The following is a 12187-nucleotide window of genomic DNA, read 5'->3' on the forward strand; positions in this document are numbered from 1 at the left end:
TTGGCCGCTTGGCGTCAATCCTCTTCGGACCAACACAGTGGAGCGCCAGATTGGGTGCCCAAGCGAAGCCACCGGATGCGGCCAGCTTCTGACTATGCGTGACTCTGTGACAATGAGTGGATTACCATGGCTCCATGTCAGCGCCCGCGATGCCCGGTCACGAGCGGCTGCTCCGGGTGGTGCTGGCGACCGCGATCGTCGGCGGGCCACTGGGCTACCTCGTTGGCGGTCTGCTCGCCCCGGCCATCCACGGCTCCGCGCGGTCAACCATTGACGCAAACGCGGCAGCCAATCCCGTCACGAACGCCGTGCACCTGACCGCGTTCGTCGTCGCCTCCTTCCTGCTCCCCGTTGGAGCGGCCGGCCTCGCCCACCTCGCCTACCGTCGCACGCCTTGGCTCGCCTCGATCGGTGGGCTGCTCGGCGTGTTGGGATGGTTGCTGTTCTCGGCCTTGGCTGCCCTGGACGATCTCGCCAACACCATGGCTCACGTTCCGGATCGCAGTTCCTACGTCGCATTGTTGGACCGGTTCACCAACGGCGCGGTGATGAGCGCCTACCTCCTCGTCTATGTCATCTGTCACCTGGTGGCCTATGTGATGTTCGGAATCGCGTTGCGCCGGGCTCGGGTCATCCCCCTGTGGTCGGCCTGGGCGATGATTGCCAGTAGCCCTTTCACGATCGCCGCGTTCGCTCTGCCTGGCGAGCCCGGGCCCATCGCCGTGGCTGTCGGTGTTGCTGCGCTGACCCTGCTGCTGATCGGCAGCCTGCCCGCAGCCCAAGCCATGGCCACTTGGCACAGCCCATCCGGCCCCTGACAAAGTCCGCACGTTCAGATGCCCGTGGTTCTTTGGGTTCAGGGACGCAGCGTTTTGAGGGCGCCGGCCCACGCGATGACCTGATCGAAGACCCGTTCCAGGGCCTGCACCGCCCGGGGCGACGGGGTGAAAGTGGTGTAGTTTTCGAACTCCGTGGCCAGCGGCAGGGCGACCTGGGCGCGGACATCGGCCATCTGCACTTCGGCGGCTATCTGCCGCAGATGTTCAACCGCCCGGGTCCCGCCGGCGCTGCCGTAGCTGACGAAACCGACAGCTTTGTTGTTCCACTCCCGGTAGAGGTAATCGATGGCATTCTTCAAAGCTCCCGGCACTGAGTGGTTGTACTCGCCGGTGACGATGATGTATCCGTCGAAGGAGGCGATGACCTGCGCCCAGGCCTTCGTATGCTCGTTCCGGTACTGCCCGAGGGAGGGCGGGCGCGGTTCATCCAGCAGCGGTAGACCGAAGTCACCCACATCGACAAGTTCGACCTGTGCATCAGCTCGCTTCTTCCCCTGCTCACAAACCCAGTCCGCCACCGTTTTCCCGACCCTGCCCGGGCGCGTACTTCCCAGCACGATGGCTATCCTCACCATGGCACCTCATCTCCCCTGCATCCATGGCAACCTGTGCCTGTTACAACACTGTGGGAAGGGCACTTCTTCCCTGAGACGGTCGCTGGTGCCTCTCACCGGGCCCGGGGGATGGCGCAGCAGGTGACGGCCGGTCCTTGTTCCCGACGTGGCGTGCAGGTCATTGTTCCCAGTGCCCGGCAGGAGGTATTCTCCATGCAATGACTGGAATCGGGGAACAGTGAGTGCAGACTGCAGCCGGGGACCGGTGGCGGCTCGGAGGCAGCACCGGGGCAATGTCATCTGGAATGCCGCCATTGGACTGCTGGTGTCCGTTTTTGTTATCGGGATTGCGGGCTGTTCCGATCAACCGCCCGGGGCGGGCGATAAGCAATCAACATCCCTTCCGGCCGATATGCCCTCCGCTCAGCCGGCCGGGGTCAGCGAAGCGATGGCCAGCATCCAAGAACGTGCCAAAGAGCGAGGCGTTACGCTGAACAACGTCTGGTACGAAGCAGACGACCCTGCGGTGGTCGCCTTCGTGCCGCAGGCACCCAATGGCGACCTGGCCGGGTTCACCGCCGACGTCACGTCCGTTGCAGCCTCTGCCCACGGGTTTGCCGTCCGAATCAAGAACGTCAAGCGGAGCACCGGCGCAAGCAAGGCCATCCAGAGCCGGCTGGCCGCCGACACCGGTTACTGGGCCGAACTGGGAATCACGATCACCGCACACGGAATCAACACAGACGGCGACACCGTCATCGCCGATGTGCTCGATGCCAAAGACCTTGACGACGTCCGAAGGCAGATGATCGCCCGCTATGGGCAGGGCATCGACGTGCAAAACGTGAGCGGAAGGGCCCAGCCTGCTTCGCGACCCAGCCATTAGATTGCCGATCACATCAGACGAGGCGGACATGAGCAACACTCCAACCCAGCAGGACGTGGCAGCGCCGGAAGCACCGGACGTCGATGCTGAGCTGCTTCACCGTGTCGCGGCGGAACACGGCGTCGGCACGTCCTTCCAAGGCTGGGACGGGCTGACGCACGACGTCGCCCCGGACACTCTGATCAAGGTCCTGGCCGCCCTGGGAATCCCGTCCCACACCAACGAACTCGTGGAAGCGGCCTTGGCCGAGGCGGAACTTGGGCCGTGGCGGCGGATGCTGCCACCCGCCGTCGTTCTCCAGGAGGGAGCGCAGGCGCTGGTGGCCGTCCATGTCAGGGACGGGACCCCGGCCAGGCTGACCGTCGCCGCCGAGGACGGACGGAACATTGATGCCGTGCAGCAGGATATTTGGGTCGAGCCGCGCGAGGTTGACGGTGTGCTCACCGGCCGGGCGACGTTCGAAGTGCCGGCGGAGCTGCCGCTGGGCTGGCACACCTTGCGCGCGGAGTCCGACGGCGTGACGGCGGAGGCCGCGCTGGTGGTGGTGCCGGCGAAGCTGACCACGTCAGCGCCGCTGGAGCAGCGGCGCGGCTGGGGGCTGGCCACGCAGCTATATTCGGTGCGATCCAGGCGGTCGTGGGGCATCGGGGATTTCGCGGATCTGGCGGATTTGGCGTCCGTGAGCAGCGCCCGGGGCGCGGACTATGTGCTGGTGAACCCGCTCCACGCTGCCGGACCGGTGCCACCCGTAGAGCCCTCCCCCTATTCCCCGTCCACCCGCCGCTTCTTCAACCCCCTCTACATCCGGATTGAAGCCGTCCCGGAACTGGCCTACTTGAAGCCCCGGAAGCGAGCCAGAGTGGACCGGCTCAGGGCGAAGACCCGGGAGCTGAATAAGGACGCAGACCAGCTGCACCGCGACCGGATCTATGCTGCGAAGCTGGCAGCGCTGGAGCTTCTGTACCGGACCCGGCGGAGCCCGTCCCGGCAGCGCGAGTTCGACGAATTCTGCCGCGCGGCCGGTACCGGGCTGGACGACTTTGCGCTCTGGTGCGCCATCCGCGAGGACCTCGGCCCGGAGGATCCGTTCTGGCAGAACCCGGTCTCTGCTGTCGGCACTCCGTTGGTGGCAGCCCTGCGGCTGAAGCTGTCCGCCCGGATTGGTTTCCACCGGTGGCTGCAATGGATTTGCGACGAACAGCTCGAATCCGCTCAGCACGTGTCGAAGCGGGAAGGAATGCGCCTCGGCGTGGTGCATGACCTGGCGGTCGGGGCGGACCTGAACAGCTCAGACGCCTGGACCCTGCGGAGATTCCTAGCGGCCGGAGTAAGCGTTGGCGCCCCGCCGGACATGTACAACCAGTTGGGCCAGGACTGGCAGCAGCCGCCCTGGCATCCGCGCCGGCTGGCCGAGGCCGGCTATGCTCCCTTCCGCGAAATGCTTGCCACAGTGCTCCGTCACGCCGGCGGAATTCGGGTGGACCACATCCTGGGACTCTTCCGGCTCTGGTGGGTGCCGGCCGGGAATTCGCCCCACGAGGGTGCCTACGTGCGCTACGACCACGAGGCAATGATCGGGATCCTGGCGCTCGAGGCCCAGCGTGCGGGTGCTGTGGTCATCGGCGAGGATCTGGGCGTCTTCGAGCCGTGGGTCCGGGACTATCTGGCCGCCCGCGGTATTCTAGGCACTTCAATTCTCTGGTTCGAGAACGACGGCGATGCCCCCCTTGCGCCCGAACGGTACCGGGTCCAGGCCTTGTCCAGCGTTACTACCCATGACCTGCCGCCAACAGCTGGCTACCTCGCCGGGGACCATGTAACGCTTCGCGGCGAGCTGGGCTTGCTGGAACGGCCGGTGGACGAGGAGCGGGCAGAGCACGAACTCACGCTCGCGAAGATGATGGGGCTTCTCCGGGAGCGCGGGCTCCTGCCGGCGGAAGGCACGGCACCGGAGCAGGAACAGATCGAAGCCCTCTACCGGTTGCTGGCGCAGTCGCCGTCAGCTCTGCTCAGCGTGGCTCTGGTGGACGCGGTGGGCGAGCGCCGGGTGCAGAACCAGCCGGGGACCACCTCTGCGCTGTACCCCAACTGGCAAGTGCCGCTGGGAGACGCCGACGGCCGGTCCGTGCTGATCGAGGATCTGGAAGATAATCCCCGGTTCAACTCGCTGCTGGCCGCGGTGGAGGAAACCCTGCACCCGTTCCCTGTGCTTCCAGCATCGAAGGGATGTCCTTGACGCCGTCCAGAATGTAGTGATGCGGGTATTGTTCCAGAACGTCCCGGCCCAGCTTCCCGCTCAGGACACCCGCTGCCCGGACGCCGGCCCGCGTGGCAGCCAGCAGGTCATTGACGGTGTCGCCGGCGGCCAGTACGTCACGGACATCCTGGACGCCGGTCAGCTCCATGGCCCGGTGGATCATGTACGGTGCGGGACGGCCGGCTGCCACTTCATCTGCGCAGACAACCGCGTCCAGCACAATGCCGCCACCCCTGGCTCCCGCACCTGCCGGACCGCCGCCCGCCACGCTCCAGCCGAGACTGTCGAGCAACGGCTTGGCCACATCCCGGGAAAACCCGGTGGTGAGGGCTACCTTGATGCCGCGCCGCCGCAGTTCGCGGATTGCATCCTCGACGCCGGGAAGCGCTTCGGGCGGGGTGGCGGCGTAGGACTCTGCGAGGATCTGCTTAAACCGGACAAAGGCATTGCTGACAGTTTCCGGCGTCGCGGTTCCGCCACCCCGCCGGATCAGTGCAGTGATTGCTTCGACCTTGTCAGCACCCATCCACTCCTGTATGTCCTCCGGGGTGGTGGTGGCGCCGGTTTCCTCCACCGAGCGGGCCAGAGCCAGGTAGACGTCGCCGTGTTCGTCGATGGTGGTTCCTGCCATGTCGCAGGCAACGAGCTTGATCATGTTCCTTGGGTTCCTTCCGCGTGCACGCGGACCAGCGCCGCGCGCCGGTCCACGGTGTTGTCAATGGTGAAGTTGGTCAGGGCGGGCAGATAGCAGTCCTCGGAGTATTCCAGCGGCTGACCGTCCGCGGATGAGGTGAGCCGGCGTTCGCGCAGCAGCGGCATGCCCTCAGCTTCATTCAGCAGTTCTGCGTCCTCCTCGCTTGCTGCCACGGCGTCAATGGTGTGCCGTGCACTGTGCAAATCCACGCCCTGCCCGTTCAGGAACGCGAAGATGGAGCCGGAGTCCGTGTCGAAGTCAAAGAGCAGCCGTCCCACTTCCGGTACAAAGCTGGTGCGCTCAATCATGGCTGGCGCACCGTCTAGGAAGCGGACGCGCAGGACCTCCACCACCTTGGTGCCGGGCTCCAGGCCGAGCTGCTCGGCGGCTTCCATGCTGGCCTCCCGCAGCGCCACCTCCAGGGTCTTCTGGCCCGGGGTCTTGCCGATGCCGATGGCCCACTCCGTGAATGAGTTGAAGGTGGAGAAGGACTGAGACGGAACGGCGGACCGGACCATGGGCGACCTTCCCCGCCCGCCCGTAAGGACACCTTCTGCGCGGAGGGCGGCCAGCGCCTGGCGGATGGGCCCACGTGAAGTGCCGAACTCACGGCACAACTCGGCTTCGCTGGGAAGCTGAAAGCCGGGGGGCCACGGTCCGTCCGAGATCCGGCGCATGAATTCTTCGCTGAGCCGGAGGTGTAGAGGTGCGTTCTGCTGGGTACTCACAACTTGATAATACAAGTGGATTCCCTGGAAAATCACTGAAAATGGCGGCCGATCATGAATGCAGCGTGAACTTAAGTGAATGAAAGCAAAGACTTGGTTAACTTGTATAGACAAGTGCCGAAATGGCTTGATTCAGGCTTCCAAACCGTCCAGTCTCTAAATTGTGAAGAACCAATCCACCCATGAATCCGGGCCCTCCGCCGCAACCTCCAGTACCGGCGTCGCACCTTCTGACCTTGTCATCGTCGGAGCGGGCATCGTTGGCCTGGCGCATGCCGCGCACGCCGTGGCCAACGGCCTCACCGTCACCATCCTGGAGCGCGATCACCGGGCGGTGGGCGCTTCAGTCCGTAATTTCGGCCACTGCTGCATCACTGCCCAGTCGGGTGAGCTCTACCTACTCGCGCAGCTGTCCCGGAAATACTGGCTCGAGTTTTCCCGGCGCGCAGGCTTCTGGGCTGTGGAGTCCGGTGCCGTTGTCCTGGCCCGTTCGGCTGCCGAGCTGGCCGTGCTGCAGGAGCTTTCCGCTGCCCGCGAAGACGGACAGGTTGTGCTGCTTACGGCGGAAGATACCCGTGGCCGTCTCAACAACGGAATACACGACGGCGGAACCACTTCCGCGGGATCCCCCACCTCCGGATCCTCGGGAACCAGCGGCTCTGCAGCCCCGCCCGCTTGGCCGGGCCTGCTGGGCGGTGCTTTCCTGCGTGACGATCTGCGGGTGGACCCGAGGACCACGGCCGCCAAGCTGGCCGCCTGGCTGGCCGAACAGCCAGGCGTCGAAATCCATTGGAATACCGCCGCTCTTGGATTCGGTCAGGATCCTGCGGGCAACGCAACCGTTAGCACCGGCAGGGGTGAGTTCCACGGCAGGCAGGTCCTGGTGTGCGTGGGTCACGATGTGGACTACCTTTTCCCTGAACTGGCGGCAGAACACCGTATTGAGCGCTGCGCCCTGCAGATGTCCCTTGCGGCGCGGCCGGCCGGCATGGATCTTGCTCCTGCAGTCCTGACGGCCACATCAATGCTCCGCTACCCTGCTTTTGCAGAGATGCCTGCAGCAGCTGCTCTCCGCGCCGAGGTCGAACAGACCCGCCCTGAACTGCTGGACATCGGCGCGAACGTCATGTTCACGCAGCGGCCGGACGGCAGCCTCATTCTGGGGGACTCCCACCACTATCACCGCACTGCGGCGCCGTTCCTGGATGAGCCCGTTACAGCAGCACTCAACGCGGAAATCGCCGCCACGATCGGCACGGACCTCGAAATCATCCAGCGCTGGCAGGGCGTCTACGCCTCCAGCGACGTGGGCCCGGTGCTGGAGCGCGAGATCCAACCCGGCGTCACCGTCATCTCGGTGACGTCCGGCGTAGGCATGACGCTGTCCTTCGGCCTTGCACACCGCACCATCTCCCGTCTTTTCTGATCACCCCCGCCCTGACCCGATCACCCCTGACCTGACCCGCCCTGGCCTTTTCCTCCCACCGCGTCCCAAGGAATCCCATGAAAACCACGCTGTTCACCGGCTCAGCCCTGGCCGTTGCCGCCGCTCTTGCCCTGACTGCCTGCGGCGGCGACGCCCAGTCGGCCGCCAATGCCAACAGCAGCACATGTCCCGGCGGCGAGATCAAGTTCGGCATCGAACCGTACGAGGACCCGGCAAAACTGAAGCCCGCCTACGACGTCCTGGCCGCGGCGCTGGAAAAGAAGCTCGACTGCCCGGTCAAGGTACAGGTGGTGGAGGACTACGCGGCCGAGGTGCTCGCGATGCGCAACGGCAAGATGGACCTGGGCCAGTTCGGGCCACTGGGCTACGTTTTCGCCAGCCAGAAGGCCGGAGCCGAGCCGCTGGTGTCCTTTGGCACTGCCGAGAAGGAGCTCAGCACCTACACGGCTGGCATCTGGGTGGCCAAGGACAGCCCCATCAGGGACATCAGGGAACTCCGGGAAAAGTCCCTGGCGCTGGGTAGCGTGGGATCCACCTCCGGCGACGTCCTGCCGCGCTTCGGGCTGCGTGAAGCAGGAATCGCCGACGCCGACCTCAAGATGGACTACACGGGCGGCCATCCGGAGGCACTGCTTGCCTTGAAAAACGGCAAGGTTGACGCCGCGGAGATCAATTCGCAGACACTGGCCACCGCAACGGCCGCCGGAACCTTCAGCAAGGACGGATTCCGCCGGATCTGGACCTCCAACCCCATCCCCAATGATCCCATCACCGTCCGCGGCGACGCCGATCCGGCCTTCAAGGAGGCAGTGAAGGACGCTTTCCTCAGCCTTGATCCGGCAGACGTGGCCAAAGTGGGCGAGTTCCTTGACGTGACGCCTCCGGGGCCCCTGCTGCCGGTAACCAAAGCGGACTACACGCCCCTCTTTGACCTTGCCAGGACCATGAATCTGTCCGAGGAGGATGTCCAGTGACACCGCCGCTCTTGAGCGTCCGGGGATTGAGCAAGTCCTTTGGCGGACGGACCGTGCTCAACGGAGTCGCTTTTGAAGTGCGCGCCGGCGAGCTGGTGGCTTTCCTTGGCGCCAACGGGTCCGGAAAATCAACCACGCTCCGCTGCGTTATGGGGATTGCGCGCCCCGACGCCGGCAGTATCAGCATCGACGGCCAGGACCTTGGACAGCTGATAGGCCGCCACCACCAGCTAGCCAGCCAACGGACCGCAATGATCTTCCAGAAGATCCATCTGGTGCCGCGGCGCTCTGCCCTGGACAACGTCTGCGCCGGAGCCTTGGCGCGGATCCCCACGGCGAAGTCGCTCACACCGATGTTCTTTCCGCGTGCCATCCAGCAGGAAGCGCTGGAATGCCTGGACCGCGTGGGCCTCGCAGACCGCGCCCTGGACCGGGTGGGCAGGCTGTCCGGCGGCCAGCAGCAGCGCGTCGCCGTCGCCCGGGCGCTGTGCCAGCGAGCGGACATTGTGCTGGCCGATGAGCCGGTCTCCGCGCTTGACCCGCACGCAGCCGAACAGGTCATGGCACTGCTCCGGAACCTAGCGCACAGCGAAAACCTGGCCGTTGCAGCAGTACTGCATCAGCCGGATCTCGCGCTGCGTTATGCGGACCGTTCCATCGGGCTGCTCAACGGCTCCATGGCGTTCAACCTCCCTTCGGGCGCGGTCAGCCCCGCTCAACTGGACGTGCTGTACGCGCCGCACAGGAGCCTTGCAGCATGAGCCCCGGAACCCTCTCCCGCCCCGCTGTAGAAATCCGCCCGGATGCGCGTCTCCTGAAGAAGCCCATGCGGTGGGCCACGACGGCGGGACTGACTGCCGCCGTCGTCGTTCTGCATGTTCTTGCAGTCCAAGGGACGGACTTCCAGCCCGCACTGCTGGTGGACGGCTGGAAGGGCATGGCCGCGTTCGTGGCAGATGCAGTCCCGCCGGACCTGGATTGGGAGGAGACGGTCAAGCCCGGCCTTGAAGCTACGTTGGTGACCCTGTGGATCGGCCTGCTGGGCACCACGCTGTCCGTGCCGTTCGCGCTGCTGCTGGCCGTACTTGCCGCGAACACCATCACCCCGCACCGACTGGTGTACCAGGCCGCCAGGTCCATACTGTCCTTCCTCCGCGCCGTGCCGGACATCGTGTTCGCGCTGATCTTCGTGACGGCCGTGGGGCTCGGGCCCTTCGCCGGTGTGCTGGCGCTGATCTGCCACAACACCGGGGTGATGGGCAAACTCTGGGCCGAGTCCATGGAGGAGATCGACGCCGGACCTCAGGAGGCGCTGCGCATCGCCGGCGCCAACCGGATCCAGCAGGTGGCGAATGCCACCCTTCCCATGGTGGTGCCGCAGTTCGTGGGGCTGCTGCTGTACCGCTTCGACGTCAACGTCCGATCTTCACTCGTGCTGGGGCTGGTGGGGGCCGGCGGCATCGGCCTGCTGATCAACCAGGCCATCAAGTCCTTCCGCTTCGATGCCATGCTCACGCACATCATGATCGTGCTGGTGCTGGTCATCGCGGTGGATCAGTTCTCCGCCTGGATCCGCCGGAGACTGGCTGCCTGAGCAAGGCGGCCGGACCCCTGGCAGCGTGGCCCCTGGCGGCGGATTCCTCAACTCGGTTGTGCCAGGACAAGCGCCGTCGGTGATCCGGTCCTGAGCCGGTTCACGGGCGACCCAGGCAAACCGCTCACCGGGTCCAGGGCGAACGTGACCACGTCTCCGGAGCGTTCATGGGCAACGTGCAGCCAGCTGTTCCGTACCAGATGATGGCGGGGCCAGTCCCCGCCGCTGGGGAAATCCGCCAGCGGGCTTAGGGACGAGCCGATATCGTCCACAGCCAGCACACCGATTCGATTCGAGCCCCGGACTCCCACGTACATGTGACGTCCGTCAGGAGCCAGGGCTATCTCCGCGGCGGCATCGGAGGGCAGCGCTTCACCCAAAGTTGCCGGACCGTGGCTGATCAGCTGGAAATTTCCGGAGTCGGCGGCTGGCCGGACCACAAAGACCTGGATGGAATACTCCGACACCACAAAAACGCTGCCGTTGCCATGCTGCACCAGGTGCCGGGGTCCGCTGCCCTCGGGGAGCACAACCTCGTGATCCAGGTCCAGGCCCTTCCCGGGGGCGTAGTTCCAGACCCGCAGGAGATCGTGCCCCAGATCAGTGGTCATCACCCGTCCGTCGGCGAGCATCAGGCTGGCGTGTGCACGGCTTGCGCGGCCACCGTCGGACAACTTGCCGTCAGTCGTATCGCCGTTGGATGAGCCGCGGTCCGGCGCGCCGCCGCCGAGCGCCTGTGACTTGTAGGGATCTCTGGCAGGTTCCGCCGCGAACCTCGCGGCGATGCCGCCGTCGTCGTTCAGTTCAAAGAGCAGCACCTGGCCGTCACCCCAGCACGCAACCACCAGGAACCTGCCAACGGGATCAACGGCCACATGGCACGCAGCCTCCCCGGCGGTCCACGGCTTGCCAAAGGCTTCCAGCCCGAATTCTCCGGCGCGACGGAATGCCTGCACCGTCTGGGTGCGCTCACCCACGGCGTAAACAACAGCGAGCGAAGGGTGTACTGCCACGAACGACGGCGAATCGGTCACCGCCGCTGTGCCCAGCCAGGTCAGCGTTCCGTCCGTGGCTGCGGAAATCGCGCCGATCCCGGCGCCGCTGCCGCCGCTGTCCGCGGTGTAGGAGCCGGTCCAGATGAGTGTGCTTGTGCCGGGAGAAGTCATGGACCCATCCTGCCAAGAATTGTTCGTTCGCGGATCTGGGTCAACGTGTCGGATAGCATGGAGTTTCCAGCTGCAGCAGAAGGAGGTGAGACCCATCAACGCACTATCAGTTTGGGTTCTCCCCGCATTCTGCCGTCCGGACCGCCGGGCCTAGATGCGGCAAGGAGCGCCCATCGGCTCACCGAAAGGCGCTCCTATGTCAGCTCCCCAATTACTGCCCTCCCTCTCCGAAACCATCACGCGGCTCCGTGCCGCCGGCTGCGTTTACGCCGAAGAAGAGGCCGCCCTGCTACTTGCCGCCGCGCCCACTCCCGCAGAGCTCACTACTGCCGTGGACCGGCGGATCGCAGGATTCCCGCTGGAACACATACTTGGCTGGGCAGAGTTCAGCGGCCTGCGGATCATCGTGGACCCTGGCGTTTTTGTACCTCGCCGCCGCACGGAGATTCTCGTCACCGAGGCGGCGCCTCTGCTGAGGAAGGCATCTCTGCTCACAACCGCGTCCCTGCTAAGAAACGGGTCCGACGACGGCGCGCCGGGAACCGTCGTCGTCGACCTCTGTTGCGGCACAGGTGCGGTAGGCACTGCCTTGGCCGCAATTCTGAAAGGAATTGAGCTCCACGCAGCAGATATCGATCCGGATGCGGTGGAGTGTGCCTGCCGGAACATTCTTCCTGCCGGCGGGGAGGTGCATGAGGGGGATCTGTACGATGCGCTTCCGGCATCTCTGCGCGGCTGCGTAAATGTGCTGGTAGTCAATGCCCCCTACGTTCCCACGGCATCCATCTGGACAATGCCGCAGGAAGCCCGACTGCATGAACCGCGGATTTCGCTGGACGGCGGTTTGGACGGGCTCGATATTCAGCGGCGGGTGGCGGCAGGGGCCCCGGAATGGCTGGCGCCGGGCGGCCACCTGCTGATTGAGACGAGCGAACGGCAGGCCGCGCAGACCGCGGACATCGTGGCTGGCAGCGGACTCGCGGCGAGAATCCTCAGCTCCGAGGAGTTGGACGCAACTGTTGTCATCGGGACAGCTGCTGCCTGAACC

The 12187-nt window shown here is 65.4% G+C and carries 12 protein-coding genes; 8 read left to right on the forward strand and 4 right to left on the reverse strand.

Annotation, left to right across the window (positions count from 1 at the left end; translation table 11 throughout):
• Positions 1-134 precede the first annotated feature (134 nt).
• Positions 135-818 (forward strand): hypothetical protein, encoded by a 684-nt coding sequence (locus tag V3C33_20175; GenBank protein ID XAS67698.1) that lies wholly within the window; start codon positions 135-137, stop codon positions 816-818.
• Between the two features lie 38 nt (positions 819-856).
• Here the strand turns inward: V3C33_20175 and V3C33_20180 are convergent, their stop codons facing one another.
• Complete coding sequence (locus V3C33_20180) at positions 857-1414, reverse strand: NAD(P)H-dependent oxidoreductase (protein ID XAS67699.1); 558 nt, start codon at positions 1412-1414, stop codon at positions 857-859.
• A gap of 427 nt (positions 1415-1841) precedes the next feature.
• Here V3C33_20180 and V3C33_20185 point away from each other — a divergent pair, with 427 nt between their 5' ends.
• Positions 1842-2279: a hypothetical protein gene (locus V3C33_20185; protein XAS67700.1), complete on the forward strand. Its 438-nt coding sequence runs from the start codon at positions 1842-1844 to the stop codon at positions 2277-2279.
• A 28-nt stretch (positions 2280-2307) separates the two neighbouring features.
• Positions 2308-4515 carry a 4-alpha-glucanotransferase gene (gene malQ / locus V3C33_20190; GenBank protein ID XAS67701.1) on the forward strand — a complete coding sequence of 736 codons (2208 nt, stop codon included), beginning with the start codon at positions 2308-2310 and terminating at the stop codon, positions 4513-4515.
• On the opposite strand, the gene V3C33_20195 is transcribed toward malQ, so the two are convergent.
• Together V3C33_20195 and V3C33_20200 are read right to left on the reverse strand one after the other, a co-directional pair.
• Positions 4439-5191, reverse strand: a complete 753-nt coding sequence (locus tag V3C33_20195; GenBank protein ID XAS67702.1) for a phosphonatase-like hydrolase — start codon at positions 5189-5191, stop codon at positions 4439-4441. The genes malQ and V3C33_20195 overlap by 77 nt on opposite strands.
• The gene (locus V3C33_20200; protein ID XAS67703.1) at positions 5188-5958 is read right to left on the reverse strand and encodes a GntR family transcriptional regulator; all 771 of its coding nucleotides are present in this window, start codon (positions 5956-5958) and stop codon (positions 5188-5190) included. The genes V3C33_20195 and V3C33_20200 overlap by 4 nt, the downstream gene beginning before the upstream one ends.
• Before the next feature lie 163 nt (positions 5959-6121).
• On the opposite strand from V3C33_20200, the gene V3C33_20205 reads away from it, so the two are divergent.
• The 4 genes from V3C33_20205 to phnE all read left to right on the forward strand — a co-directional run bounded on the left by V3C33_20205 (position 6122) and on the right by phnE (position 9973).
• Positions 6122-7384 (forward strand): TIGR03364 family FAD-dependent oxidoreductase, encoded by a 1263-nt coding sequence (locus V3C33_20205; protein XAS67704.1) that lies wholly within the window; start codon positions 6122-6124, stop codon positions 7382-7384.
• 77 nt (positions 7385-7461) lie between these two features.
• Positions 7462-8379 (forward strand): phosphate/phosphite/phosphonate ABC transporter substrate-binding protein, encoded by a 918-nt coding sequence (locus tag V3C33_20210; GenBank protein ID XAS67705.1) that lies wholly within the window; start codon positions 7462-7464, stop codon positions 8377-8379.
• Positions 8376-9140, forward strand: coding sequence for an ATP-binding cassette domain-containing protein (locus tag V3C33_20215; GenBank protein XAS67706.1), 765 nt, complete (start codon positions 8376-8378; stop codon positions 9138-9140). The genes V3C33_20210 and V3C33_20215 overlap by 4 nt, the downstream gene beginning before the upstream one ends.
• Positions 9137-9973, forward strand: a complete 837-nt coding sequence (gene phnE, locus V3C33_20220; protein XAS67707.1) for a phosphonate ABC transporter, permease protein PhnE — start codon at positions 9137-9139, stop codon at positions 9971-9973. Before V3C33_20215 ends, phnE begins: the two co-directional genes overlap by 4 nt.
• 47 nt (positions 9974-10020) lie before the next feature.
• On the opposite strand, the gene V3C33_20225 is transcribed toward phnE, so the two are convergent.
• The gene (locus V3C33_20225) at positions 10021-11139 is read right to left on the reverse strand and encodes a beta-propeller fold lactonase family protein (protein XAS67708.1); all 1119 of its coding nucleotides are present in this window, start codon (positions 11137-11139) and stop codon (positions 10021-10023) included.
• Positions 11140-11335: 196 nt separating this feature from the next.
• Between V3C33_20225 and V3C33_20230 the strand changes: the two genes are divergently transcribed.
• Positions 11336-12184: a putative protein N(5)-glutamine methyltransferase gene (locus tag V3C33_20230; GenBank protein ID XAS67709.1), complete on the forward strand. Its 849-nt coding sequence runs from the start codon at positions 11336-11338 to the stop codon at positions 12182-12184.
• Positions 12185-12187: the final 3 nt, after the last annotated feature.

Source organism: Micrococcaceae bacterium Sec5.7 (assembly GCA_039636785.1).
Lineage (GTDB): Bacteria > Actinomycetota > Actinomycetes > Actinomycetales > Micrococcaceae > Arthrobacter.

What these genes read in the sequence shown, in the direction of transcription:
- V3C33_20195 (XAS67702.1), bottom strand. Translation starts at nt 5,191, where the DNA reads ATGATCAAGCTCGTTGCCTGCGACATGGCAGGAACCACCATCGACGAA.
- V3C33_20210 (XAS67705.1), top strand. Translation starts at nt 7,462, where the DNA reads ATGAAAACCACGCTGTTCACCGGCTCAGCCCTGGCCGTTGCCGCCGCT.
- V3C33_20175 (XAS67698.1), top strand. Translation starts at nt 135, where the DNA reads ATGTCAGCGCCCGCGATGCCCGGTCACGAGCGGCTGCTCCGGGTGGTG.
- V3C33_20230 (XAS67709.1), top strand. Translation starts at nt 11,336, where the DNA reads ATGTCAGCTCCCCAATTACTGCCCTCCCTCTCCGAAACCATCACGCGG.
- V3C33_20180 (XAS67699.1), bottom strand. Translation starts at nt 1,414, where the DNA reads ATGGTGAGGATAGCCATCGTGCTGGGAAGTACGCGCCCGGGCAGGGTC.
- malQ (XAS67701.1), top strand. Translation starts at nt 2,308, where the DNA reads ATGAGCAACACTCCAACCCAGCAGGACGTGGCAGCGCCGGAAGCACCG.
- V3C33_20185 (XAS67700.1), top strand. Translation starts at nt 1,842, where the DNA reads ATGGCCAGCATCCAAGAACGTGCCAAAGAGCGAGGCGTTACGCTGAAC.
- V3C33_20225 (XAS67708.1), bottom strand. Translation starts at nt 11,139, where the DNA reads ATGACTTCTCCCGGCACAAGCACACTCATCTGGACCGGCTCCTACACC.
- phnE (XAS67707.1), top strand. Translation starts at nt 9,137, where the DNA reads ATGAGCCCCGGAACCCTCTCCCGCCCCGCTGTAGAAATCCGCCCGGAT.